A 24,025-nucleotide genomic window follows, 5' to 3' on the forward strand; every position below is an offset into this window, starting at 1 on the left:
CCCTTCGATCGTTTCGGTCGCGCAGCCAACGCCGCGCGGCGCAAGGTCGATCCGCGGCTCATCCCATCGTCGGGATGACGAACGCGTCCTGGATACGCGACGGGCCGCCATCCTCGCTGCCGCCCGGAAGCGCCGAGCCGTCGGGCCAGCGCTGGGTAACGGTCTTGGTCTTGGTCCAGAAGCGGACGCCCTCCATGCCGTGCTGGTTGATGTCGCCGAACGCGCTGCGCTTCCAGCCGCCGAAGCTGTGATAGGCGACGGGTACCGGAATCGGCACGTTGATCCCGACCATTCCGACATTGACCCGCGCCGCGAATTCGCGCGCGGCGTGGCCGTTGCGGGTGAAGATCGCGACGCCGTTGCCGTACTGATGCTCGCTCGGCAGGCGCAAAGCGGTCTCGAAATCGGGGGCGCGGACGATCTGAAGGACCGGTCCGAAAATCTCTTCCTTGTAGGATTCCATTTGCGGCGTGACGCGGTCGAACAGCGAGGGGCCGATGAAGAAGCCCTGCTCGTGCCCCTGCAACTGGAAGCCGCGGCCGTCGACGACCAACTCGGCGCCTTCGTCGACCCCGGTCTGGATCCACTTCTCGACGCGGGCCTTGTGCGCGGCGTTGACGACCGGGCCGTAATGCGCGTCCGCGTCGGTCGAGACGCCGACGCGGAGCTTCTCGATCGCGGGGATCAGTTTGGCGCGGAGCGCGTCGGCGGTCTTGTCGCCGACCGGGACCACCACCGGCAGCGCCATGCAGCGCTCGCCGGCCGAGCCGAACGCGGCGCCCGAGAGATCGGCGACGACCTGGTCGAGATCGGCATCGGGCATGACAATGCCGTGATTCTTGGCGCCGCCCATCGCCTGAACGCGCTTTCCGGCGTCTACGCCGCGGCGATAGACATAATGGGCGATGTCGGACGAGCCGACGAAGCTCACCGCGCTGATCGCGGGATGATCGAGGATCGCGTCGACCATTTCCTTGTCGCCATGGACAACCTGGAGGATGCCCTCAGGGAGGCCGGCTTCGCGCATCAATTCGGCGAGGCGAACGGGGACCGACGGGTCGCGCTCGGAGGGCTTGAGCAGGAAGGCATTGCCGCAGGCGATCGCGACGCCCGACATCCAGAGCGGAATCATCGCGGGGAAGTTGAACGGGGTGATGCCGGCGCCGATGCCGAGCGGCTGGCGCATCGAATAGACGTCGATGCCGGGGCCGGCGCCTTGGGTATATTCGCCCTTGAGGACGTGCGGGATGCCGCAGGCGAATTCGATCACTTCGAGCCCGCGCTGGATGTCACCCTTCGAGTCGGCGATGACCTTGCCGTGCTCCGACGAGAGCAGATGCGCGAGCGCGTCGATATTCGCTTCGACCAGCTCCTTGAATCTGAACATCACGCGGGCGCGGCGCTGCGGATTGGTCGCGGCCCATGCCGGCTGGGCCGCCTGCGCGGCGGCGACGGCGCGGTCGAGATCGGCTTTGGTGCCCAGCGAGACGCGGGCCTGGACCTGGCCGGTATTGGGATCGAACACGTCGGACTGGCGACCCGCGCCGCCACCCGGATTCCCCGCGATGAGATGGTCGATCGTGCGCATAAACTCTCCTGCGGCGGGCGCGAGCCCGACTCGTCGTGTAATTTTATTGCGCAATGGCACAGCGAGGTTCCGCTGTCAGCCCCATCCATAAGCCGTCACCCCGGCCTTGTGCCGGGGTGCACCGGGCCGCGCACATCCGCATTGAAAATGTCGCGAGCCAGCACCGCGTGCGGCCAGCGAAGGCAGAGGCCTCGGGCGGGATCGCTAGTGGTGCGGTGGACCCCGGAACAAGTCCGGGGTGACGAAGGTGACAAGGGGAAACCCCGTCAGACCTTGCTCCGCCCGATAGGCACGGGCAATAGCCGGCCTTGCTCGTCGGGGACGATCATCACCTCGACCCCGAACGCTTCGCGCAGCGGCTGGTGCGCGAGCGCTTCGGCGGCGGGGCCGAACGCCACCACTTCGCCGGCCTTGAGCAGCAGCACGTCGTCGGCGGCGCGGGCGGCCTGGATCAGGTCGTGCAGGACGATGACCACGCCCATGCCGGTGGCGGCGAGCGCGCGGAGCTGGTCGAGCAAAGCGAGCTGGTGGACCGGATCGAGGCTGGCGAGCGGCTCGTCGGCGAGCAGCCATTGCGGTTCGCCGGCAAGGACGCGCGCGAGCAGGACGCGGGCGCGTTCGCCGCCGGAGAGCTGGTCGGCGCCGCGATCGGCGAGGGGGTGGGTGTCGGTCGCCGCCATCGCCGCGCCGATTGCCATCGCGTCCTCCTGCGAGATTCCCGCGAAGGGCGAGCGATGCGGCAGGCGGCCCAGCGCGACGAGTTCACGGACCGCGAGGTTCCAGTGGACCGTCGAATCCTGCGGCAGATAGCCGATCAGCCGGGCGCGCTCGCGCGGCTCGATCCGGGCGATCTGGCGGGTGCCGAGGCGGACATGGCCGGCATCGGCGTCGAGCAGGCCGGCGAGCGTCCTGACCAGAGTCGATTTGCCCGAGCCATTGGCGCCGAGGATCGCAGTGACGCGGCCCGGCTGAAAAGCGGCGGTGACGCGGTTGAGCACGCGGCGGTTGCCGAGGCTGACCGCGAGGTCGGTGACGCTCAGCTCCATGCCGAGCGCCGCATCTTGAGCAGGAGCAGAAAGAAGAACGGCGTGCCGAGCAAGGCCATCGCGACGCCGAGCCGGATCTCCGACGCGCCGGGGCCGAGCCGGACGAGGCTGTCGGCGGCGAGGACCAATGCGGCGCCGCCGAGCGCGCTGGGGAGGAGCAATGCCGAGGGCTTGGCGCCGGTCAGCGGGCGCAGCAGGTGCGGGACGATCAGCCCGACGAATCCGACCACTCCGGTCACCGCGACGCTGGCGCCGACCGCGAGACCCGCACCGAGCACGATCAGCAATTGGGTGCGCTGGAGGCGGATGCCGAGCGAACGTGCGGCTGCCTCGCCCAGCGTGAGTGCGTCGAGCGCGCGGCCGGTGAACAGCAGCAGCAGGCAGCCGATCGCGATGAAGGGCAGCGCCAGCCGGACCTCGGCGAAGCTGCGATCGGTGAGCGCCCCCATGATCCAGTCGATGATCTCTGCGGTGGCGAAGGGATTGGGGGCGATCGAGATGAGAAAGGCAGTGAGCGCGCCGGCGAGGCTGGCGAGCACGGTGCCGGCGAGGATGAAGGCGATCTGGCTGTCGGCGCGCCACGCCAGCCCGGCGAGCAGCAGCATCGATCCGCACGCGGCGAGCATCGCGGCGGCGAAGATGACCAGTGGAGCGCTCGCGGCGAAGATCACGATCGCGGCGACCGCGCCCAATGCCGCCGAGGAAGAGACGCCAACCACCGCGGGGTCGGCGAGCGGATTGCGCAGATAGCCTTGCAGCACTGCGCCGGTGAGGCCGAGCGCGGCGCCGATCGCGAGACCGAGGATCGCGCGGGGCAGGCGCAGCTCGGCGAGGATCCACCAGCGCGCGTCGCCGGAGAACCACACGGCAGGCGGCACCCAGATCTTGCCGGCCATCAGCGCGCCGGCGAACAGCAGGGCGACGAGGGTGATGAGGATAGCGAGGAGGAGAGGGCGGTTCACTTCGGCTCACCCTCACCCTTCCGGCGCTCCGCGCCTCCCTCCCTCTCCCAATGGGAGAGGGAGGGGGCCCGCTCGGCACAGCCGAGTGGGAAGGGCGAGGGTGAGCCGATCTTGATCATTTCCCCACCTCGCGCCGTACCTGCGCCAGCCGTGTCATCGCCCGCGCGATCACCGGGCCGCCGCAATTGACGAGGCTGCGCTCGAACCGCGCCTGATGGACTCGTGCCCCCGAGCGGGCGAGCGCCCAGCCGCGCATCTGTGCGGCGCGCGAATCCGGGTCGCGACCTATGGAATCGGGGACCAGCATCACTTGCGGCGGGTCCGCCACGACATGCTCGATCGGGAGATAGCCGGTGCCCTGCAGTCCATAATGCGCTGCATGGTCGCTGAAGCCGGCTTTGACCATCATCTCGTCGAGCAGGGTGCCGCTGCCCGAGACGGTGTTGCCGCCGATCCACAGCAAAGCCGGGACGAGGGGGCGATCGGTGTGCGCCGCGGCGACCGCGCGGTCGATCCTGGCGACCATCGCCTCGCCCGCGGGTCTCGCGTCGAGCGCTGCGGCGAGATCGCGGATCTGCGCCTTGCTGTCGGCGATATTGCTCGCCCAGCCGAGCGTGAGCGTCTTCACCCCGGCGCGCGCGAACGCTTCGCGCGTCGAGATCGAAGTGAAACTATCGATGATCGCGAGATCGGGGCGCAGCGCGATGACCTCTTCGGCGGTGCCGTTGTTGACCGGCAGGCGGCGCGCCACGACGGGATCGATCGAGGACGCTGCCGGATCGCGCGAATAATGGCTGATCGCGGCGATCCGGTCGTGCGGCACCAGCTCGACCAGTATCGCGTCGGCGCACGGATTGAGCGAGACGATCCCGCCGCCCTTCGCGGAAGGTTGCGCCGCGCATCCCGATGCTAGCAGGCACAGAAGCGCGGCGCGTTTCATCCTTCGCCCTCTTCGTCATGCCGGACTTGTTCCGGCATCCACCAGGCGGCCTGACGGTGAGGGCGCGGCTGGATCCGCCCCGCTTTCACCTGCCCGTGCGGTGGACCTCGGAACAAGTCCGGGGTGACGATGAAGGGCAGGGACATCAGTCGAACTTGATCCGCACGCCGCCATAGGCCGCGCGGCCATAGGTGCCGTAGCCCGACACGACTTCATACTTCTCGTCGGTCAGGTTCTCGACCCGGCCGTAGAGCGCGAAACGGTCGCCGATCGGCATTTCGGCGCGGATGCTGCCGAGCGCGAAGCCGTCGATCCGGGTAAAATTGCCCTGGTCGTTGAAGCTGTCCCCGACGATCGTCACCGTCCCCCCCAGCGAAAGCCCGAACGGCAGGCGGTAATCGGCCGAGAGGCTGGCGGTGTCCTGCGGACGGCGTGCCAGCTGATTGCCTTCGAACCCCGCCGAGCGATTCTCGGTGTCGGTATAGGTATAGTTGGCGGTGACGGTAAACGCGCTTGCCGGCCGCAGCACGAGCTCGACCTCGACGCCCTCGGCGCGGGCGCGCGCGATATTGGCATAGGTGAAGCTCACCAGATCGAAGTCGATCTGGTTGCGCGTGTCGCGATGGAACCAGGTCACGCCGAGCTTCGCCGCGCCGTTCAGCGCGCTCTGCTCGACCCCGACTTCCCAGCTCTTCGCGGTCTCGGGCTGGAGCGTGTCGGTGCCGTAGAAGGGCGCGAACAGCTGATAGAGGGTCGGCGCCTTGAAGCCCTCGCCATAGCTGGCGCGGAGCAAGGTGCCGTCGAGCGGCCGCACCGCGAAATTGGCGCCCCAGCTTGTGTGAGCGCCGAAGCGGCTGTGATCGTCGTTGCGCACGCCCGCGGTGATCGACACCTGCTCGACCGGGGTGACGATCGCCTGGCCGTAGAAGCTGGTGATGTCGGCGCGATAGGTGTCGGCGCCGTCATGGAAGCGCAGGTTCTCGCGCTCGGCGCCGAAGGTCAGGCGGAGCTGGTCGATCAGCTTCGCGTCGCCGCGATATTCGTAGCGTTCGCTCCGGCCGCGATAGAGATAGGCCGGCGCGCTGCCGATCGCCGGATCATAGCCGTCGCGGTTGATGTCGGCGATGGTGAAGGCGATCCGGTTCGCCACCGGGCCGATATCGGCGAACAGCCCGGCATAGCCGTACAGCTCCTGCGCGGTCGAATATTCGTCGGTGTCGGCGAAGCTGTAGGTCGGGGCAGGGAAGCCGTCGATCTCGAGACGCGAATCGGCATAATAGCCCCGCAGGTCGACGCCGACGCCCGGCGCGAACTCGTAGCGCAGCCGGCCGCTGGCATTATATTGGCGATAGCCGTCGGCCTCGGTGCCGGACGCGGCCTGCGAGACGCCGTCGGTGCGGAACCAGCCGCCGGTCAGCGCGCCCTGGAGCTTGTCGTTGCCCGCCGCGATCGCGGCATTGGCCGAGATCTGATCGGCATAGCCATATTCGGCATTTGCGCGCGCCGTGATCCCGTCGACCGACCTCTGGGTGACGATGTTGACCACGCCGCCCAGCGCCTGGCTGCCCCAGATCACCGAATTGGGCCCGCGCAGCACCTCGACGCGCTCGATCGAGCTGGTCAGCAGATTGCCGAAGTCGAACGCGCCGGCGGGGGCGGAGGGATCGTTGGCGCGGACGCCGTCGATCAGCACCAAAGTCTGCGCGTCCTCGGCCCCGCGGATGCGCACCGCGGTGATCCCCCCCGGGCCGCCGTTGCGGGTGGACGTCACCCCCGGCGTGGTGGCGAGCAGATCGGAGAGGGACACGGTCTGGCGGGTCTCGATCGTGGCGCGGTCGAGCACGGTGATCGAGCGGCCGGTGGTCCCGGCTTCCTGCTCGACGCCCGATGCGACGACGACGATCTCGTCATCCTCTTGCGACTGGGCATGCGCCACCGCCGGCAGCAGTGCGGCGGAGGCCAATAGAAACAGCTTGAACTTCATCACGGCAAGACACCCTTGTCTGGGGTCGTCTCGCCGATGGAGCTGGCGCGGCGACCCGGTTTACGGTGTCGCTCACACGAGGAGACAGGCTCCCCGTTCGCCCGGTGCACCCCGCCCGCGCAAAGGAATCGACCGCGACGGGCAGGTCTCCTGGCTCCCGGGTCAACAGGTGCGCGCCGCCTTCCCGGATGTCTCCAGTGGCACGATGGCACGAACGCTCGCCGGTTACAGTTGCGGGGGCAGCCTCGGGTTCGAACCGAGTTCCCATTTTCATCCCCTTGCGGGGACACCCGTCACGGCCCGATCTCTACGCGGCGCATGGGTTCGCTGCAACTGCGAAAAAATTCCACTTGTCACGCAGGTGTAACCAACGGTGAAGCTCGTCTTTACCAACCGCGCCTAGGCACGGACGGCATGAAGGTCGCACCATCTCTTCGCCCGCAACCGGAAAATCCGGGCTGGCTCACCGGCACCGAAGCCGATCCGCCGTGGCTGACGCTCGAGGATTCGCTGTTCAAGGCCGTCGATCTGTTCAATTCGGACATCGATCTGCGGCTGATGCCCGTGGTGGATGCCGCGCATCGCCCGGTCGGCGCGATCTTCGAGAAGGACGTACGGCGGCTGCTGCTCAATCCGTTCGGGCACGCGCTGCTGCGCAATCCCTATTTCGGCCATGGCGTGGTGCGCCACGTCCGCGCCTGCCCGGTGGCGGAGATCGCCGCCGATATCGGCACGTTGATCCACACCTATCGCGCGGCCAACGGCAGCGAGGGCATGATCCTGACCCGGAACGGCCGGCTCGCCGCGGTGATCGGCAATCGCCGGCTGCTCCATCTCGCCGCCGAATATGAGCGGAGCAGCGCCGCCGCCCGCATCGCCCGCGCCGAGCGGATCGAGCGCGCCAGCGAGCGTTTCGAAGGCGAGGTGGCGTCGCTCGCCAAGGCGCTGGGCAATCTGTCGGCGGAGCTGCAGCAGGGCGCCGCCGCCAGCGCGGAGCGCGCCGGCGAGGTCGGCAGCCGCGCCGTTGCCGTCGCCTCGGCGGCATCGCAGACCAGCGACAGTATGCGCGAGATCGCCGCGCGCGGACGCGAGCTGGCCACCGCACTGGTCCGGGTCGAGCGGAATACCGAAGCCGCCGAAGCGGCCGCGGGCAAGGTTTCCGAGCTGGTCCGCGCCGGCAGTGCCCGCACCCGCGAACTGCACCGCGCGGCGCAACGGATCGATTCGGTGATCGGGCTGATCAGCGACATCGCGGGCCAGGTCAATTTGCTGGCACTCAACGCGACGATCGAGGCGGCGCGGGCCGGAGCGGCAGGCCGCGGCTTTACCGTGGTGGCCAATGAAGTGAAGCAGCTGTCCAACCAGACCGGCGTGGCGGCGGGCCGGATCGCCGCGCATGTCGACGAGATCCGCCGCGGGATCGACGACGTCACTGCGGGGCACGGGCAGGTCGAGGAGGCGATCGCGGCAATGGTCGACCTTGCCGGCGGCGTGCAGATGGCGGTCGTCGCGCAGGAGACGGCGACTCACATGATCGCGCGCAATGTCGAGGAAGCGGTCGGCGCGAGCACTGCGATCCGCCACGACGTCGAGGCGATCGGCGAGGCGTCGAGCGCGGCCTCTGCCAGTGCGAGCGGAATGCGCGGCGTCGCCGCGAGGCTGCACGACGGCGCGGCAGCGCTCTCCGCGGAGTTGCAGGGCTTTCTCGCCGAACTGCGGGCTGCCTGACCGGCGCATCCCATTGAGAAAGCGGAACACTGGCGCGAGGGCGGCGTTGTGGGTCCCCGAGGAGGACGCCTTGCCATGAAGAAGCATCATCTGATCCTGGGGCTCGCCCCGGCCCTCGCGCTCGCCGCGTGCGGCGGCAACGAGACTGCCACCAACACCGTCACGACGGACAATGTGACCGGCCTGGACACGCCCGCGGACGTCAATGCCGCCGATAACGTAGTTGCCGCCGACGCGGTCGCGTCACCCGGCCAGAAATTCGCCAACGATGTCGGCGCGAGCGACTGGTTCGAAATCGAGGCCGGCAAGCTCGCGCAGGAAAAGGCACACGATCAGAAGTTCAAGGACTTCGGCAAGCTGATGGTCGAGCACCACACTGCGTCGACCGACAAGCTCAAGGCGGCCGGCGCCAAGGCGAGCCCGGCAATCACGCCGAGCCCTGCGCTCAATACCGAGCAGGAAGCCAATCTCGAGGCGCTGCGCGCGGCCGACGGCGCGGCGTTCGACGCACTCTACAAGACCCAGCAGGTCGCGGCGCACGAAAAGGCGCTGGCGGCGGTCAAGGACTATGCCGCGAGCGGCGACGTTCCCGAGCTCAAGAAGTTCGCGGGCGAGGCCGAGAAGGTCGTCCAGGCGCATCTGACCAAAATCAAGGCGCTCTGAGCCGGTTTTCCAGAGGCGCGATCTGTTGCTGGCCGCGCCTCTTCTCGTCCGTGCTCCTGCGAAAGCAGGAGCCCAGAGTTACGGAAGATGTCGCCTGCGGCCTTGGGCTCCTGCTTTCGCAGGAGTACAAGTATCGAGACAGGCTAGGCCGCTTGTTCGTGCTCGGGCGACGTCAGTTTCGGCACCGCGCGCGGCCCGGTCACCGCCGCGTCGCCGCCGGTGCGCTTGAGCCGTCCATCGACATGGCCGCCATTCTCGATGGTGATGTCTTCATATTCGACATCGCCGATGATTCGGGCCGAGCGCTCGACGGTCAGATGCTTGACGCGGACGCTGCCTTCGATCGAGCCGGCGATCCGCGCGGTCTCGGCAGTAACTCCGCCCTGGATCCGGCTCTCCGATCCCTGGACCAGGTTGCCGCAATGCACATCGCCTTCGATGCCGCCGTCGATATGGAGATCGGCGGTCGCGCGGACATTGCCGGTCACCATCATGTCGGGGCCGATCACCGAAAACATGCCGCGCCCGCGGCCATTGGTCTGGCCCGAAGGCGAAGTCCGTTCGTCGCGACCCTTGTTGCTAAACACAAGCTCACTCCCCCAAGACGGGACTCGAAGTCCGGGCGGGCTGCCTAGCACGAAGGGGGTCTTCGGGCAGCCTCCAAAACGCAGTGAACGGCGCGTTGTGGACGTTGTCGTTCACCGCCGGACGCGCGGCGCGGCGAATCAGCAGCGTCGCCGCGGCGAGCATCGCGAGCGATCCGGCGAGGGGAAGGATCGGGCCGTGCAGCCCTGCCCCGAAGAGCGCGAGGGTCGCGCCGCCGAGCCCACATAGCGCCGGCTTTCGCGCCGGGCCGCGGAAGGCCGCATATGCCGCAAGCATCGCCGGCACGAGCAATGCGGCCGCTCCGAGCCCGGGCAGCGCCCCGGCGATCAGCGCGGCGGGCAGCGCGCTCGCGAGCCGGGACGGGCGCGGGGCGACGCTCAGCAGCGCGAGATGGCAGGCGAGGAGCCCGGCAGCGCTCGCGAAGACGAGTCCGATCACCGGCAGCAGCGCCGCCGATTCGAACCAGTGCCAGCGCGGCGCAAACGGCAGCGCGATCGCGCCGGACAGCAAGGTCGCCGCCAATGCCAGCAGCGCCGGCGCCAGCCGGGCGGGGATCGGCCGGATGACGGCGCCATATCCAGATTGTAGAAGCATGTGGCATGCGCTTTAGCGCGCGATGCGTTGACGCACCGTTATCCCCGGTGCGTCCCCATTGCGCGCCCATTGACCCCGCATGCCTGCGCAGCTATAGGCGCCCCCGTTCCGCGAGGGTCCTGGTGGCCGCAAGACTCGGGGAACAAAGAGCTGAACGTTGCTGGAGACGCAATGGCCCGGGGGGTCGCAGACACCCGGGGCCTTTTCGTATTCTATAGAGATTTGATTTTTCGAGAAGAATCTGGGCTCCAGCAAAGTAACCGCCGGATCATCCGGTAACGCAAAGGTGAAGGGCTTCATGCCAACGATCAACCAGCTGGTCCGCAAGGGCCGCGAACCGCAGAAGGCCAAGTCGAAGGTCCCTGCGATGGAGCAGAACCCGCAGAAGCGCGGCGTCTGCACCCGTGTCTACACCACGACCCCGAAGAAGCCGAACTCGGCACTTCGCAAGGTTGCGAAGGTCCGCCTGACCAACCAGCGCGAAGTCATTTCGTACATTCCGGGCGAGGGCCACAATCTTCAGGAGCACTCGGTGGTCCTGATCCGCGGCGGCCGCGTGCGCGATCTTCCCGGCGTTCGGTACCACGTCCTTCGCGGCGTGCTCGATACGCAGGGTGTCAAGGATCGTCGCCAGTCGCGTTCCAAGTACGGCGCCAAGCGTCCGAAGTAAGCCGGCCGGCTTATGCCCGCCATTCACGGCTGAAGTTTAGAAGGAAGATATCAGATGGCTCGTCGTCGTCGTCCCGAAAAGCGGGAAATCCTGCCTGATCCCGTGTACGGGGATGAGGTCCTTTCGAAGTTCATGAACTCGGTGATGCTGGACGGCAAGAAGTCCGTCGCCGAGAACATCGTCTATTCGGCGCTCGAAACCGTCGAGCAGCGCGCCAAGCGCGAGCCGATCGGCGTGTTCCATGACGCGCTCAACAACATCAAGCCGGGCATCGAGGTCCGTTCGCGCCGCGTCGGCGGTGCGACCTACCAGGTTCCCGTCGAGGTCCGCCCGGAGCGTGCCCAGGCACTTGCGATCCGCTGGCTGATCTCGTCTGCGCGCAACCGCAGCGAGCACACCATGTCGGCCCGCCTCTCGGGCGAGCTGCTGGACGCCTCGAACAATCGCGGCAACGCGGTGAAGAAGCGCGAAGACACCCATCGTATGGCCGAAGCGAACCGCGCCTTCAGCCACTACCGCTGGTAATTTTCGTACCTACATGGGGTGGGAGTTTCGGCTCTCACCCCAATTACCGTTCGCCCCGAGCTTGTCGAGGGGCGGTCTCGCGACCGAGAGGCGCCTTCGGATTCGGTCCGGCGCCCGCGCGAACGGATGAGGGTGTAAGTCCCTCGCAAATTTTAGCCCGCCGCCCGTCGGCACAGGAGTGAACATCATGGCCCGCAGCCATCCGCTCGAGCGTTATCGCAATATCGGCATCATGGCGCACATCGACGCCGGCAAGACGACGACGACCGAGCGCATCCTCTATTACACCGGCAAGTCCTACAAGATCGGCGAAGTGCATGAAGGCACCGCGACGATGGACTGGATGGAGCAGGAGCAGGAGCGCGGGATCACGATCACGTCCGCCGCCACGACGTGCAAGTGGCGCGCCGAAGAGGGCAAGGGCGACGAGCATCTGATCAACATCATCGACACCCCCGGCCACGTCGACTTCACCATCGAAGTCGAGCGTTCGCTGCGCGTGCTCGACGGTGCGGTCGCCTGCTTCGACGGCGTTGCCGGCGTCGAGCCGCAGTCGGAGACCGTGTGGCGCCAGGCCGACAAATACGGCGTGCCGCGGATGTGCTTCGTCAACAAGCTCGACCGCACCGGCGCCGACTTCTATTTCTGCGTCAACTCGATCATCGAGCGCCTCGGCGCGCGCCCGGCCGTGCTGTATCTGCCGATCGGCATCGAAGGCGGCTTCAAGGGCCTCGTCGATCTGGTCGAGAACCGCGCGATCATCTGGCTCGAAGAGAGCCTCGGCGCGAAGTTCGTCTATCAGGACATCCCCGAGGACATGGTCGAAAAGGCTGCCAAGTACCGCAGCGAGCTGATCGAAATGGCCGTCGAGCAGGACGACGACCTGATGGAGGCGTATCTCGAGGGCAATGAGCCGTCGGTCGCCGATCTCAAGAAGCTGATCCGCAAGGGCACGCTTTCGATGGCGTTCGTGCCGGTGGTGTGCGGCTCGGCGTTCAAGAACAAGGGCGTCCAGCCTTTGCTCGACGCCGTGGTCGACTATCTGCCTTCGCCGCTCGACGTTCCCGCGATCAAGGGCGTGCTGCTCGACGGGGAGACTCCGGACGAGCGTCCGTCGTCGGACACCGAGCCGTTCTCGGCGCTCGCGTTCAAGATCATGAACGATCCGTTCGTCGGCACGCTGACCTTCGCACGCATCTATTCGGGCAAGCTCGAGACCGCGTCGCAGGTGACCAACTCGGTCAAGGACAAGAAGGAAAAGGTCGGCCGCATGCTGCTGATGCATGCGAACGAGCGCGAGGACATCCAGGTGGCCTATGCCGGCGACATCGTGGCGCTGGCGGGTCTCAAGGACACCACCACCGGGGACACGCTCTGCGCGATCAACGCGCCGATCATCCTCGAGCGGATGGAGTTCCCCGAGCCGGTGATCGAGCTGTCGGTCGAGCCGAAGACCAAGGCCGACCAGGAGAAGATGGGCGTCGCCCTGAATCGCCTGGCGCGCGAGGACCCGTCGTTCCGCGTGACTTCGGACGCCGAGAGCGGCCAGACCATCATCAAGGGCATGGGCGAGCTCCATCTCGAGATCCTGGTCGACCGCATGAAGCGCGAGTTCAAGGTCGAGGCCAATGTCGGCGCGCCGCAGGTGGCGTATCGCGAGTATCTCGCGAAGCCGGTCGACATCGACTACACGCACAAGAAGCAGTCGGGCGGTACCGGCCAGTTCGGTCGCGTGAAGGTCAAGCTCACGCCGGGCGAGCGCGGTTCGGGCTTCGTCTTCAAGGACGAGATCAAGGGCGGCAACATTCCGAAGGAATATATCCCCGCGATCGAGAAGGGCTTCCGCGAGACCGCGGAGACCGGGTCGCTGGTCGGCTTCCCGATCATCGACTTCGAGGTCCTGCTGTACGACGGTGCGTATCACGACGTCGACTCGTCGGCGCTGGCGTTCGAAATCTGTGCCCGCGGCGCCATGCGCGAAGCGGCCCAGAAGTCGGGCATCAAGCTGCTCGAGCCGATCATGAAGGTCGAGGTCGTCACTCCGGAGGATTATCTGGGCGACGTCATCGGCGACATGAACAGCCGCCGTGGCCAGATCCAGGGCACCGACACCCGCGGCAACGCGCAGACGGTGGACGCGATGGTCCCGCTGGCGAACATGTTCGGCTATGTGAACGCGCTCCGCTCGTTCACCCAGGGCCGCGCGCAGTACAGCATGCAGTTCTCGCATTACGACGAAGTGCCCGCGAATGTGGCCGACGAAGTGAAGGCGAAGCTGGCGTAACCTGAAATGAGTCGTTAAGGGGCCGCGTTCGCGTGGCGCCCTGACCGGCCGCGAAATTGATCTAGAAGGTAGGAAAACAATGGCGAAGGCAAAGTTTGAGCGGAACAAGCCGCACCTCAACATCGGCACCATCGGTCACGTCGATCACGGCAAGACCTCGCTGACCGCCGCGATCACCAAGATTCTGGCGGAGAACGTCGCGGGCAACGCGGCCGTCGACTTCGCCAACATCGACAAGGCGCCGGAAGAGCGCGAGCGCGGCATCACGATCTCGACCGCGCACGTCGAGTATGAGACCACTGCGCGCCACTATGCGCACGTCGATTGCCCGGGCCACGCCGACTATGTGAAGAACATGATCACCGGCGCCGCGCAGATGGACGGCGCGATCCTCGTGGTCGCCGCCACCGACGGCCCGATGCCGCAGACCAAGGAGCACATCCTGCTCGCCCGCCAGGTCGGCGTGCCGACGATGGTCGTGTTCCTCAACAAGGTCGATCTGGTCGACGACGAGGAAATCCTCGAGCTGGTCGAGATGGAAATCCGCGAAGAGCTCAGCAAGCGCGAGTTCGACGGCGACAACATTCCGATCATCCGTGGTTCGGCGACCGCCGCGCTTTCGGGTTCGGACGACAAGCTCGGCAAGGACGCGATCCTCGCGCTCATGTCGGCAGTCGACGAGTCGATCCCGCAGCCCGAGCGCCCGCTCGACAAGCCGTTCATGATGCCGATCGAGGACGTGTTCTCGATCTCGGGTCGCGGCACCGTGGTCACCGGCCGCGTCGAGACCGGCATCGTCAAGGTCGGCGAGGAAGTCGAGATCGTCGGCATCCAGGAGTCGGTCCGCAAGACCACCGTCACCGGCGTCGAGATGTTCCGCAAGCTGCTCGATCAGGGCCAGGCCGGCGACAATATCGGCGCGCTGATCCGCGGCGTCGGCCGTGAAGAAGTCGAGCGTGGCCAGGTTCTCGCCAAGCCGGGTTCGATCAAGCCGCACACCGACTTCAAGTCGGAAGTGTACGTGCTGTCGAAGGACGAGGGTGGCCGTCACACGCCGTTCTTCGCCAATTATCGCCCGCAGTTCTACTTCCGCACCACCGACGTCACCGGCACGATCGAGCTGCCGGAAGGCACCGAGATGGTGATGCCGGGCGACAACGTCGCACTGGGCATCAAGCTCATCGCGCCGATCGCCATGGACGTCGGTCAGCGCTTCACGATCCGCGAAGGCGGCCGCACCGTCGGTGCAGGCGTCGTCGCCGAGATCCAGAAGTAAGCTTCGCCCTTTAGGGTAAGGTTCGAAGAGCCCGGTCTCCCCCAGCGGAGGCCGGGCTTTTCGTTTGTGGGGTCGCGTTCGCAATCCTTCCTCGTCACCCCGGCCTTGAGCCGGGGTCCCGCTTGATCGATGCGGTTGAAGAAGCGGGATCCCGGCTCAAGGCCGGGATGACGAAGAGTTGAACGGCTTGTGCTGACCTAGGGGTGCCGCCGACGTGGACCTTGCCTCCATAACCTCTTGACCGAAGCACCCGCTTCTTCTGTCCTGCAGCGATGGAGCAGGGCGGGTGGGTCTATATCATGGCGGACCGCTACCGTGGCGGGATGTACACGGGCGTCACGGCGAACCTGGCCGCACGAGTGCACCAGCATCGCACCGGCGACGGTTCGGACTTCTGCAGGCGCTATGGTCTCGACCGACTCGTCTGGGCGGAGCACGCTCCGGATATCATCGACGCGATCGCCCACGAGAAGCGCGTCAAGCGGTGGCGACGGGAGTAGAAATTCGCACTGATCGAGCGAGCCAATCCCGAGTGGCGAGATTTAGCCGACACGTTCCTTGAAGGCGTCGGAGGAAAGAGCTGGACCGCGGGTCGAGCCCAGGGTGACGCAGAAGGGGAGGTCGGGCGCAGATTTCACGCGCCAACCCCTTGATCCGAATCGCTTCCCCGTGTAGGGGCCGCGCCTCAGTTTCGTTCAACACAGCAAGAGCCTCGATTACGGGGCCCGCTCTTTCGCATCGGTAGGACCCATGGAAACGCAGAATATCCGCATTCGCCTGAAGGCGTTCGATCATCGCGTGCTCGACCAGGCTGCCGGCGACATCGCCGACACCGCGCGTCGCACCGGCGCTCTCATCCGTGGTCCGATCCCGCTGCCCACGCACATCGACAAGTTCACCGTCAACCGCGGCCCGCACATCGACAAGAAGTCGCGCGAGCAGTTCGAGACGCGCACCTACAAGCGCATGCTCGACATCGTTCAGCCGACCCCGCAGACGGTCGACGCGCTGATGAAGCTCGACCTCGCCGCCGGCGTTGACGTGGAGATCAAGCTGGCGTAATGCGCCGCCTCCACGTGAGATTCGCGATTCTCCGCTAAGGAGATTCGCTGGTTCCTCGACCGGATCGATCTCGATCCAACGCAAGGAACACGAGAGCGCCAAGGCGCACTCAACTACGAGATGGGATACCGCCGGGCTTGCCCGGGTCTGCGTCCCCCGTCGTTTCCGCCTTCTGGTGGAAACTCAGCCCAGACGGGGGCTCGCATCGAATTTTGGGTTGAGGCACGCACCCGAGGGAATGGTCCCGAGGGTGCCTATGCATAGGAGCATAAGATCATGCGCACTGGCGTGATCGCGAAGAAGTTGGGGATGACCCGCCTGTTCCAGGACGACGGCCGCCACGTGCCGGTCACCGTTCTGGCACTCGAAGGCGTTCAGGTCGTCTCGGTTCGCGAACAAGATCGTGACGGCTACACCGCCGTCCAGCTCGGCGCCGGCTCGGCGAAGAGCAAGAACGTTTCCAAGCCGCAGCGCGGCCACTTCGGCAAGGCCGAAGTCGAGCCCAAGGCGGTGGTCCACGAGTTCCGCGTCGACGCCGACGGCCTGCTCGAAGTGGGCGCCGAAATTTCGGCCGACCATTATGTCGCCGGCCAGTTCGTCGACATCCAGGGCAAGACCCAGGGCAAGGGCTTCCAGGGCGGCATGAAGCGCTGGGGCTTCGGCGGTCTGCGCGCCACCCACGGCGTCTCGGTCTCGCACCGTTCGCTCGGTTCGACCGGTCAGCGCCAGGATCCGGGCAAGGTCTTCAAGAACAAGAAGATGGCCGGCCACATGGGCGACAAGTATCGCACCCAGCAGAATCTCGAGATCGTCGGCACCGACGTCGAGCGCGGCCTGATCTTCGTCAAGGGCTCGGTCCCTGGCTCGAAGGGTGGCTGGCTGTTCGTCAAGGACGCCGTCAAGGTCGACCGCCATGCGGACGCGCCGTTCCCGGCCGGCCTCAAGCAGGTTGCCAACAACAACGACGCCGCCCCCGCGGAAACCCCGGCCGACACGGTCGAGGCTCCCGAGGCGACCGAAGGCCAGGAGGGCTGAACGTGAAGGTCAAGGTTCAATCCTTCGACGCCAAGGCGAAGGCCGCGGACATCGAGCTCAACGACGAGGTCTTCGGCCTCGATCCGCGCGCCGACATCCTGCATCGGGTCGTCACCTGGCAGCTCGAGAAGCGCCGCGAGACGGCACGTGGCACGCGCGAGCGCGCCGACGTCGCCCGCACCGGCAAGAAGTTCGGTCGCCAGAAGGGTGGCGGTACCGCCCGTCACGGCGATCGCCGCGCTCCGGTGTTCATCGGCGGTGGTAAGGCGCACGGCGCCCGCGTCCGCGACTTCAATCCGTCGCTGAACAAGAAGATCCGCGCGCTCGGCCTCAAGATGGCGCTTTCGAGCCATGCCAAGGCCGGCTCGCTGATCGTCATGGACAGCCTGACGGTTGCCGACAGCAAGACCAAGACGCTGCTCGGCAGCCTCGAGACGCTGAACTTCGGCAAGAAGACGCTGGTGATCGACGGCGACGCCGTCGAGAACAGCTTCGCGCTGGCCGCCGGCAACCTGCACACGGTCAACGTGCTGCCGGCCCAGGGCGCCAACGTCTACGACATCCTGAAGAGCGACACGCTGGTCCTGACCCGCGCTGCCGTCGAGAAGCTGGAGGCGCGCTTCAATGGCTAAGAAGCAGAAGGACGCGATCGACAACCGTCATTATGACGTGATCGTCGCGCCGCACATCACCGAGAAGTCGACGCTCGTCTCCGAGCACAACGCCGTTGTGTTCAAGGTCGCCGGCGACGCCACCAAGCCTGAGATCAAGGCCGCCGTCGAGGCGCTCTGGAACGTCAAGGTGACCGGCGTCAACACGATCGTCCAGAAGGGCAAGACCAAGCGCTGGAAGGGTGCTCCCTACAAGCGCTCCGACATGAAGAAGGCAATCGTGACGCTCGCCGACGGTGAGCAGATCGACGTGACCTCGGGGGTCAATTCGTAATGGCACTCAAGAATTATAACCCGACGTCGCCTGGCGTCCGCGGCCTGATCCTGATCGACCGTTCGAGCCTGTACAAGGGTCGTCCGGTCAAGGCGCTCACCGAGGGCAAGACCAAGACCGGCGGTCGCAACAACAAGGGCCACGTGACCTCGCGCGGCATCGCCGGCGGGCACAAGCAGCGCTATCGCATCGTCGATTTCAAGCGCCGGCTGTGGGATGCCGAGGGCACCGTCGAGCGGATCGAGTACGATCCCAATCGCACCGCCTTCATCGCGCTGATCAACTACGGCGCCGATGCGAACGGCAAGGACCGCGTCGCCTACATCATCGCGCCGCAGCGCCTCGCTGTCGGCGACAAGGTGATCGCCGGCAAGAAGACCGACGTGAAGCCGGGCAACGCCATGGAGCTGGGCTCGATGCCGGTCGGCACCATCGTCCACAACGTGGAGATGAAGCCGGGCAAGGGCGGTCAGATCGCCCGTTCGGCAGGCACCTATGTCCAGGTCGTCGGTCGTGACCGCGGCATGGTCATCGTCCGCCTCAACTCGGGCGAGCAGCGTTACATCCATGCGAACTGCATGGCGACGGTTGGTGCGGTGTCGAACCCCGACAACCAGAACCAGAATCTCGGCAAGGCCGGCCGCAATCGCTGGAAGGGCATCCGCCCGCTGACGCGCGGTGTCGCGAAGAACCCGGTCGACCATCCGCACGGCGGTGGTGAAGGCCGGACCTCGGGCGGCCGTCATCCGGTCACCCCGTGGGGCAAGCCGACCAAGGGTGCGCGCACCCGCCACAACAAGGCGACGGACAAGATGATCATCCGTTCGCGTCACGCCAAGAAGAAGGGCTAACCGCTCATGGCTCGTTCCGTCTGGAAGGGTCCTTTCGTGGACCTCCACCTCCTGAAGAAGGCGCAGACCGCGCAGGAGACCAACGCGCGTGCGCCGATCAAGACCTGGTCGCGCCGCTCGACGATCCTCCCCGACTTCGTCGGCCTGACCTTCAGCGTCTATAACGGCCGCAAGTTCGTGCCGGTGTCGGTCAACGAAGACATGGTCGGCATGAAGCTGGGCGAGTTCGCTCCGACCCGCTTCTTCCCCGGCCACGCTGCCGACAAGAAGGGTAAGCGCTAATGTCCAAGCCCCAGGCACCCCGCAAGGTCGGCGACAAGGAAGCGCTGGCGGTTGCAACCCAGATCCGCGGTTCGGCCCAGAAGCTGAACCTCGTCGCGGGCCTCATCCGCGGCCGCAAGGCCGGTGAGGCGCTGAACATCCTTCAGTTCTCCACCAAGGCGATGGCGGTCGACGCGCGCAAGGTGCTGGCCTCGGCCATCGCCAATGCGGAAAACAACCACAACCTCGACGTCGACGCGCTCGTCGTCGCCGAGGCCTCGGTCGGCAAGTCGATCACGATGAAGCGTTTCGCGACCCGCGGCCGTGGCAAGTCCACCCGCATCCTGAAGCCGTTCAGCCGTCTTCGCATCGTCGTCCGCGAGCAGGAAGAAGCATAATGGGTCACAAGAGCAACCCGATCGGTCTGCGTCTCCAGATCAACCGCACCTGGGACAGCCGCTGGTTCGCCGAGGGCGCCGATTACGGCCGTCTCCTCATCGAGGACCTCAAGATCCGCAAGTACATCCTGAAGACGCTGCCCCAGGCCGCGATCTCCAAGGTGGTGATCGAGCGCCCGGCCAAGCTGTGCCGCGTGTCGATCTATGCGGCCCGTCCCGGTGTGATCATCGGCAAGAAGGGCTCGGACATCGAGAAGCTGCGCAAGACGCTCGGCGCGATGACCTCGTCCGACGTGTCGCTGAACATCGTCGAGATCCGCAAGCCCGAAGTCGACGCCAAGCTCGTCGCGCAGGGCATCGCCGATCAGCTGGAGCGCCGCATCGCGTTCCGTCGCGCCATGAAGCGCGCCGTTCAGTCGGCGATGCGTCTGGGCGCTGACGGTATCCGCGTCGCATGTGGCGGCCGTCTCGGCGGCGCCGAGATCGCGCGTTCGGAAGGCTATCGCGAAGGCCGGGTGCCGCTGCACACGCTGCGCGCCAACCTCGACTACGCCGAGGCCGAGGCCCACACCGCTTATGGCGTGTGCGGCGTCAAGGTCTGGATCTTCAAGGGCGAGATCCTCGGCCACGATCCCATGGCGCAGGACCGGCTCAACATGGAGGCCCAGACCTCCGGCGTGCGCCCCGCGCGCGACGATCGTCGCTAAGGGAGTAGAGAGAAATGCTGCAACCGAAGCGCACCAAGTTCCGCAAGGCGTTCAAGGGCCGGATTTCCGGCGACGCCAAGGGCGGCACCTCGCTCAACTTCGGGTCCTACGGCCTGAAGGCGATGGAGCCGGATCGGATCACCGCGCGTCAGATCGAGGCGGCCCGCCGCGCGATCACGCGCCACATCAAGCGCCAGGGGCGCTTGTGGATCCGCATCTTCCCGGACGTTCCCGTGTCGTCGAAGCCGGCCGAAGTCCGCATGGGCTCGGGCAAGGGTTCGCCGGAATATTGGGCAGCCCGCGTCAAGCCCGGCCGCATCCTGTTCGAGCTGGACGGCGTTCCCGGCCCGCTCGCAGCGGAAGCGTTCGAGCGCGCGGCGATGAAGCTGCCGATCAAGGTCAAGGTTGTTGCCCGTCTCGGCGACACCTCGCACCTGGAGGGTTGATAGAATGACCAAGCCAACCGATCTTCGTGCGAAGACCGACGACCAGCTGGGCGAAGAGCTCGGCAACCTGAAGCGCGAGGCATTCAACCTGCGCTTCCAGGCCGCGACCAGCCAGCTCGAGAAGCCGAGCCGGGTCAAGGAAGTCCGTCGCGACATCGCGCGCATCAAGACGCTGCAGACCGAGCGTGCGCGCTCGGATGCGAAGTAAGGAAACGAGACCATGCCGAAGCGCGTGCTGACCGGGAACATTGTCTCGGACAAGGGCGACAAGACGGTCGTCGTGCTGGTGGAGCGTAAGGTCAAGCACCCGCTCTACGGCAAGATCATCCGTCGCTCGAAGAAGTACCACGCCCATGACGAGGGCAACGAGTATCATGAGGGCGAGACCGTGCGGATCGAGGAGATCGCGCCGATTTCGAAGCTCAAGACCTGGAAGGTGATCGAGCGGGTCAACACCCATGCGACGCCTGCCAAGAGCGACGCCGCTTAAGGGCTCGCGCCCCGGATTTTAACTGGAACCACCGGGCAGGTCCCGGCAGGCCGAACGAGAAGGAACCGGATCGATGATCCAGATGCAATCCAATCTCGACGTCGCTGATAACAGCGGCGCGAAGCGGGTGCAGTGCATCAAGGTGCTGGGCGGGTCGAAGCGTCGCTTCGCCGGCGTGGGCGACGTCATCGTCGTCAGCATCAAGGAAGCTGCTCCCCGCGGCAAGGTGAAGAAGGGCGACGTGCACCGTGCCGTCATCGTCCGCACCGCCAAGGATGTCCGTCGCAACGACGGCTCGGTGATCCGCTTCGACGGCAATGCCGCCGTGCTGGTCAACAAGAATGAGGAGCCGATCGGCACCCGTATCTTCGGGCCGGTGGTTCGCGAGCTGCGTTCGCGCGGCTTCATGAAGATCATTTCGCTCGCGCCCGAGGTGCTGTGATGGCTGCTGCCAAGATCAAGAAGGGTGACCAGGTCATCGTCCTGTCCGGCAAGGACAAGGGACGGACCGGTGAGGTCGTCAAGTCGCTGCCCAAGGACGGCAAGGTCGTCGTTTCGGGCGTCAATGTCGCGGTCCGCCACGTCAAGCCGAGCCAGGGCGATCCCCAGGGCGGGCTGAAGCGTTCGGAAGCGCCGATGCACATTTCGAAGGTCGCGCACGTGACCGCCGACGGCAAGCCGACGCGCGTTCGCTTCGAAGAGCGCGACGGCAAGAAGGTCCGCGTCGCGGTCAAGACCGGGGAGGTCATCAATGGCTGATAAGTATACCCCGCGCCTCAAGGGCCTGTACGACGAGACCATCGCCAAGGCGATGACCGAGAAGTTCGGCTACAAGAACGTCATGGAAGTTCCGCGGATCGACAAGATCGTGCTGAACATGGGCGTTGGCGAGGCCACCCAGGACAAGAAGAAGGTCGAGCAGGCTGCTTCGGAGATGGAACTCATCGCCGGCCAGAAGCCCGTCATCGCCAAGGCGAAGAAGTCGATCGCACAGTTCAAGCTGCGCGAAGGCATGCCGATCGGTTGCAAGGTGACCCTGCGCCGCGAGCGGATGTACGAATTCCTCGACCGCTTCATCACGATCGCGCTGCCGCGCGTTCGCGATTTCCGTGGGCTGAACCCGAAGAGCTTCGACGGACGTGGCAATTATGCCTGCGGCCTCAAGGAGCAGCTCGTGTTCCCCGAGATCAACTATGACCGCATCGACAAGGTGCGCGGCATGGACGTGATCGTCACCACCACCGCCAAGACCGACGACGAGGCGCGTGAGCTTCTTCGTCTCTTCGGCTTCCCGTTCCCGCAGGAAAATGCGGACGGCGAAGCGAAGCAGGCAGCGTAAGGGAAAGAGAACTTAAGTCATGGCGAAACTGAGTTCCATCAACAAGAACGAGCGTCGCAAGCTGCTGGTGAAGAAGTATGCCGGCAAGTATGCGAAGCTGAAGGCGACCGCGAACGACGAGAGCTTGGACGATACCGAGCGCCTCATCGCGCGGCTGAAGATGGCCGAGATTCCGCGGAACGGTAACCCGACCCGCATTCGCAACCGTTGCGAGCTCACAGGCCGCCCGCGCGCCTATTACCGCAAGTTCCGTCTCGCACGCGTCATGCTGCGCGATCTGGCCAACAAGGGCCTGATCCCCGGCGTCACGAAGTCGAGCTGGTAAGGACTACGAGATGGCTTTGACCGATCCCCTGGGTGATATGCTCACCCGCATCCGCAACGGCCAGCGCGCCAAGAAGGACTCCGTCCTGACCCCGGCGTCGAAGCTGCGTGCGCGCGTTCTCGATGTTCTCCAGCGCGAAGGCTACATCCGTGGCTATAGCGAGGAGCAGATGGGCCCCGCCGCGGGCATCCGCATCGAGCTGAAATATTTCGAGGGCCAGCCGGCGATCAAGCACGTCGCGCGCGTCTCGAAGCCCGGCCGCCGCGTCTATTCGGGTTCGCAGGAACTGCCCCGGATCCGCAACGGCCTCGGCATCACGATCGTCTCGACGCCTCGCGGCGTTCTCTCGGACGCGGAAGCGCGCGAGCAGAATGTCGGCGGCGAAGTGCTCGCGGAGGTGTTCTGATGAGCCGCATCGGCAAGAAGCCGGTCACCGTGCCGGCGGGCGTCACGACCTCGATCGAGGGCAAGACGCTCAACGTGAAGGGGCCCAAGGGCACCCTCAGCCTCGCGATGCGCGACGAGATCAGCTACACGATCGAGGACGGCGGCATTTCGGTGCAGCCGGCCAACGAGACCAAGCAGGCGCGTGCCTTCTGGGGCATGCAGCGCACGCTGGTCCAGAACCTGATCACCGGCGTGACCGAGGGCTTCTCCAAGAAGCTCCTGATCACCGGCGTCGGTTATCGTGCGGCTTCGCAGGGCAAGGTGCTCAAGCTCCAGCTCGGCTATTCGCACGACGTCAATTTCGACATCCCTGAGGGAATCGAGATCAAGACGCCGGATCAGACCACGGTCGAAATTTCGGGCATCGACAAGCAGAAGGTCGGCCAGGTGGCCGCGGAAATTCGTCGTTGGCGCAAGCCGGAGCCCTATAAGGGCAAGGGCATCAAGTATGACGGCGAGTTCATCTTCCGTAAGGAAGGAAAGAAGAAGTGATCAGCACCAAGGGTCTTTCGCTTTTCGCAAAGCGTCGTCGCCGCAACCGCACTGCGCTTCGTGCGCGCGCTGGTGGCCGTCCCCGGCTTTCGATCCATCGCTCGGGCAAGCACATCTATGCCCAGGTGATCGACGATGCGCAGGGCCGGACGATTGCCTCGGCATCGACGCTCGAAAAGGACGTGCGCGGCACGACCGGCGCGACCGTCGCGGCGGCGCAGGAAGTCGGCAAGCGCGTCGCCGAGGCAGCCAAGGCTGCCGGCGTGACGCAGGTCGTCTTCGATCGCGGCGGCTTCCTTTATCATGGCCGCGTCAAGGCGCTGGCGGATGCCGCTCGTGAGAGCGGACTGGAGTTCTAAAC

General features: G+C 66.0%; 31 protein-coding genes, 1 pseudogene and 1 riboswitch. Of the genes and pseudogenes, 25 read left to right on the forward strand and 7 right to left on the reverse strand.

The genetic code is table 11. From position 1 onward, the window contains the following. Nucleotides 1-58 precede the first annotated feature (58 nt). The 5 genes from Q9Q95_RS08915 to Q9Q95_RS08935 all read right to left on the reverse strand — a co-directional run bounded on the left by Q9Q95_RS08915 (nt 59) and on the right by Q9Q95_RS08935 (nt 6,520). A complete protein-coding gene (locus Q9Q95_RS08915) occupies nt 59-1,588 on the reverse strand; it encodes a CoA-acylating methylmalonate-semialdehyde dehydrogenase (RefSeq protein ID WP_306096100.1) in 1,530 nt (509 codons plus the stop codon). Nucleotides 1,589-1,854: 266 nt separating this feature from the next. After that, on the reverse strand, nt 1,855-2,634 hold the full coding sequence (locus Q9Q95_RS08920; RefSeq protein ID WP_306096102.1) for an ABC transporter ATP-binding protein: 780 nt from the start codon (nt 2,632-2,634) through the stop codon (nt 1,855-1,857). Continuing rightward, the gene (locus Q9Q95_RS08925; protein WP_306096104.1) at nt 2,625-3,596 is read right to left on the reverse strand and encodes an iron ABC transporter permease; all 972 of its coding nucleotides are present in this window, start codon (nt 3,594-3,596) and stop codon (nt 2,625-2,627) included. The genes Q9Q95_RS08920 and Q9Q95_RS08925 overlap by 10 nt, the downstream gene beginning before the upstream one ends. Nucleotides 3,597-3,711: 115 nt before the next feature. Next, nucleotides 3,712-4,536 carry an ABC transporter substrate-binding protein gene (locus tag Q9Q95_RS08930; RefSeq protein WP_306096106.1) on the reverse strand — a complete coding sequence of 275 codons (825 nt, stop codon included), beginning with the start codon at nt 4,534-4,536 and terminating at the stop codon, nt 3,712-3,714. Between the two features lie 145 nt (nt 4,537-4,681). Next, nucleotides 4,682-6,520, reverse strand: coding sequence for a TonB-dependent siderophore receptor (locus tag Q9Q95_RS08935; protein ID WP_306096363.1), 1,839 nt, complete (start codon nt 6,518-6,520; stop codon nt 4,682-4,684). A gap of 122 nt (nt 6,521-6,642) precedes the next feature. Beyond that, nucleotides 6,643-6,829, reverse strand: a riboswitch (cobalamin riboswitch). Nucleotides 6,830-6,934: 105 nt separating this feature from the next. Here Q9Q95_RS08935 and Q9Q95_RS08940 point away from each other — a divergent pair. Both Q9Q95_RS08940 and Q9Q95_RS08945 read left to right on the forward strand, forming a co-directional pair. After that, entirely contained in the window at nt 6,935-8,248 is a 1,314-nt protein-coding gene (locus Q9Q95_RS08940; protein WP_306096107.1) for a methyl-accepting chemotaxis protein, read from the forward strand. 75 nt (nt 8,249-8,323) lie between these two features. After that, a complete protein-coding gene (locus Q9Q95_RS08945) occupies nt 8,324-8,911 on the forward strand; it encodes a DUF4142 domain-containing protein (protein ID WP_306096109.1) in 588 nt (195 codons plus the stop codon). Nucleotides 8,912-9,054: 143 nt separating this feature from the next. Here Q9Q95_RS08945 and Q9Q95_RS08950 read toward each other — a convergent pair whose 3' ends face one another. Both Q9Q95_RS08950 and Q9Q95_RS08955 read right to left on the reverse strand, forming a co-directional pair. Beyond that, nucleotides 9,055-9,498 (reverse strand): polymer-forming cytoskeletal protein, encoded by a 444-nt coding sequence (locus Q9Q95_RS08950; RefSeq protein WP_306096111.1) that lies wholly within the window; start codon nt 9,496-9,498, stop codon nt 9,055-9,057. A 4-nt stretch (nt 9,499-9,502) separates the two neighbouring features. Continuing rightward, nucleotides 9,503-10,111 (reverse strand): hypothetical protein, encoded by a 609-nt coding sequence (locus Q9Q95_RS08955; RefSeq protein WP_306096113.1) that lies wholly within the window; start codon nt 10,109-10,111, stop codon nt 9,503-9,505. Between the two features lie 298 nt (nt 10,112-10,409). Here Q9Q95_RS08955 and rpsL point away from each other — a divergent pair, with 298 nt between their 5' ends. The 23 genes and pseudogenes from rpsL (at nt 10,410) to rplR (ending at nt 24,023) form a co-directional block, all read left to right on the forward strand. Then, nucleotides 10,410-10,781: a 30S ribosomal protein S12 gene (gene rpsL / locus Q9Q95_RS08960; RefSeq protein ID WP_029936467.1), complete on the forward strand. Its 372-nt coding sequence runs from the start codon at nt 10,410-10,412 to the stop codon at nt 10,779-10,781. Nucleotides 10,782-10,835: 54 nt separating this feature from the next. Then, nucleotides 10,836-11,306: a 30S ribosomal protein S7 gene (gene rpsG / locus Q9Q95_RS08965; RefSeq protein ID WP_306096115.1), complete on the forward strand. Its 471-nt coding sequence runs from the start codon at nt 10,836-10,838 to the stop codon at nt 11,304-11,306. 187 nt (nt 11,307-11,493) lie between these two features. Next, entirely contained in the window at nt 11,494-13,590 is a 2,097-nt protein-coding gene (gene fusA, locus Q9Q95_RS08970; protein ID WP_306096116.1) for an elongation factor G, read from the forward strand. 79 nt (nt 13,591-13,669) lie between these two features. Continuing rightward, nucleotides 13,670-14,866 (forward strand): elongation factor Tu, encoded by a 1,197-nt coding sequence (tuf, locus tag Q9Q95_RS08975; protein WP_306096118.1) that lies wholly within the window; start codon nt 13,670-13,672, stop codon nt 14,864-14,866. Between the two features lie 272 nt (nt 14,867-15,138). Further along, nucleotides 15,139-15,363 (forward strand): annotated as a pseudogene (locus Q9Q95_RS08980) (GIY-YIG nuclease family protein); the annotation flags it as partial. Nucleotides 15,364-15,616: 253 nt separating this feature from the next. Further along, entirely contained in the window at nt 15,617-15,928 is a 312-nt protein-coding gene (rpsJ, locus tag Q9Q95_RS08985) for a 30S ribosomal protein S10 (RefSeq protein WP_010545719.1), read from the forward strand. A gap of 276 nt (nt 15,929-16,204) precedes the next feature. Next, nucleotides 16,205-16,963 (forward strand): 50S ribosomal protein L3, encoded by a 759-nt coding sequence (gene rplC, locus Q9Q95_RS08990; RefSeq protein ID WP_306096132.1) that lies wholly within the window; start codon nt 16,205-16,207, stop codon nt 16,961-16,963. A 2-nt stretch (nt 16,964-16,965) separates the two neighbouring features. Then, nucleotides 16,966-17,595 carry a 50S ribosomal protein L4 gene (rplD, locus tag Q9Q95_RS08995; RefSeq protein WP_306096135.1) on the forward strand — a complete coding sequence of 210 codons (630 nt, stop codon included), beginning with the start codon at nt 16,966-16,968 and terminating at the stop codon, nt 17,593-17,595. Beyond that, nucleotides 17,588-17,908, forward strand: a complete 321-nt coding sequence (locus Q9Q95_RS09000; RefSeq protein WP_306096137.1) for a 50S ribosomal protein L23 — start codon at nt 17,588-17,590, stop codon at nt 17,906-17,908. Before rplD ends, Q9Q95_RS09000 begins: the two co-directional genes overlap by 8 nt. Further along, a complete protein-coding gene (gene rplB, locus Q9Q95_RS09005) occupies nt 17,908-18,759 on the forward strand; it encodes a 50S ribosomal protein L2 (protein WP_306096138.1) in 852 nt (283 codons plus the stop codon). The genes Q9Q95_RS09000 and rplB overlap by 1 nt, the downstream gene beginning before the upstream one ends. A 6-nt stretch (nt 18,760-18,765) precedes the next feature. Continuing rightward, a complete protein-coding gene (gene rpsS / locus Q9Q95_RS09010; protein WP_029936458.1) occupies nt 18,766-19,041 on the forward strand; it encodes a 30S ribosomal protein S19 in 276 nt (91 codons plus the stop codon). Beyond that, on the forward strand, nt 19,041-19,418 hold the full coding sequence (gene rplV / locus Q9Q95_RS09015; RefSeq protein ID WP_306096146.1) for a 50S ribosomal protein L22: 378 nt from the start codon (nt 19,041-19,043) through the stop codon (nt 19,416-19,418). Before rpsS ends, rplV begins: the two co-directional genes overlap by 1 nt. Next, nucleotides 19,418-20,125, forward strand: a complete 708-nt coding sequence (gene rpsC, locus Q9Q95_RS09020; RefSeq protein WP_306096148.1) for a 30S ribosomal protein S3 — start codon at nt 19,418-19,420, stop codon at nt 20,123-20,125. The genes rplV and rpsC overlap by 1 nt, the downstream gene beginning before the upstream one ends. A gap of 14 nt (nt 20,126-20,139) precedes the next feature. Further along, nucleotides 20,140-20,571: a 50S ribosomal protein L16 gene (gene rplP, locus Q9Q95_RS09025; RefSeq protein ID WP_306096150.1), complete on the forward strand. Its 432-nt coding sequence runs from the start codon at nt 20,140-20,142 to the stop codon at nt 20,569-20,571. Between the two features lie 4 nt (nt 20,572-20,575). Next, nucleotides 20,576-20,779: a 50S ribosomal protein L29 gene (gene rpmC / locus Q9Q95_RS09030; RefSeq protein ID WP_306096153.1), complete on the forward strand. Its 204-nt coding sequence runs from the start codon at nt 20,576-20,578 to the stop codon at nt 20,777-20,779. Nucleotides 20,780-20,791: 12 nt separating this feature from the next. Beyond that, the gene (rpsQ, locus tag Q9Q95_RS09035) at nt 20,792-21,061 is read left to right on the forward strand and encodes a 30S ribosomal protein S17 (protein WP_306096155.1); all 270 of its coding nucleotides are present in this window, start codon (nt 20,792-20,794) and stop codon (nt 21,059-21,061) included. A gap of 73 nt (nt 21,062-21,134) precedes the next feature. Beyond that, nucleotides 21,135-21,503, forward strand: coding sequence for a 50S ribosomal protein L14 (rplN, locus tag Q9Q95_RS09040; RefSeq protein ID WP_306096157.1), 369 nt, complete (start codon nt 21,135-21,137; stop codon nt 21,501-21,503). Further along, complete coding sequence (rplX, locus tag Q9Q95_RS09045; protein ID WP_306096158.1) at nt 21,503-21,820, forward strand: 50S ribosomal protein L24; 318 nt, start codon at nt 21,503-21,505, stop codon at nt 21,818-21,820. The genes rplN and rplX overlap by 1 nt, the downstream gene beginning before the upstream one ends. Continuing rightward, complete coding sequence (gene rplE / locus Q9Q95_RS09050; RefSeq protein WP_306096160.1) at nt 21,813-22,400, forward strand: 50S ribosomal protein L5; 588 nt, start codon at nt 21,813-21,815, stop codon at nt 22,398-22,400. The genes rplX and rplE overlap by 8 nt, the downstream gene beginning before the upstream one ends. A gap of 19 nt (nt 22,401-22,419) precedes the next feature. Continuing rightward, complete coding sequence (gene rpsN / locus Q9Q95_RS09055; protein ID WP_100283870.1) at nt 22,420-22,725, forward strand: 30S ribosomal protein S14; 306 nt, start codon at nt 22,420-22,422, stop codon at nt 22,723-22,725. Between the two features lie 10 nt (nt 22,726-22,735). Next, nucleotides 22,736-23,131 (forward strand): 30S ribosomal protein S8, encoded by a 396-nt coding sequence (rpsH, locus tag Q9Q95_RS09060; protein WP_100283871.1) that lies wholly within the window; start codon nt 22,736-22,738, stop codon nt 23,129-23,131. Continuing rightward, the gene (rplF, locus tag Q9Q95_RS09065) at nt 23,131-23,664 is read left to right on the forward strand and encodes a 50S ribosomal protein L6 (protein ID WP_306096162.1); all 534 of its coding nucleotides are present in this window, start codon (nt 23,131-23,133) and stop codon (nt 23,662-23,664) included. Before rpsH ends, rplF begins: the two co-directional genes overlap by 1 nt. Next, entirely contained in the window at nt 23,664-24,023 is a 360-nt protein-coding gene (gene rplR / locus Q9Q95_RS09070) for a 50S ribosomal protein L18 (protein WP_306096381.1), read from the forward strand. The genes rplF and rplR overlap by 1 nt, the downstream gene beginning before the upstream one ends. Nucleotides 24,024-24,025 lie beyond the last annotated feature (2 nt).

Origin of the sequence: Sphingomonas sp. DG1-23 (assembly GCF_030730875.1) — a bacterium.
Classification (GTDB): domain Bacteria; phylum Pseudomonadota; class Alphaproteobacteria; order Sphingomonadales; family Sphingomonadaceae; genus Sphingomonas.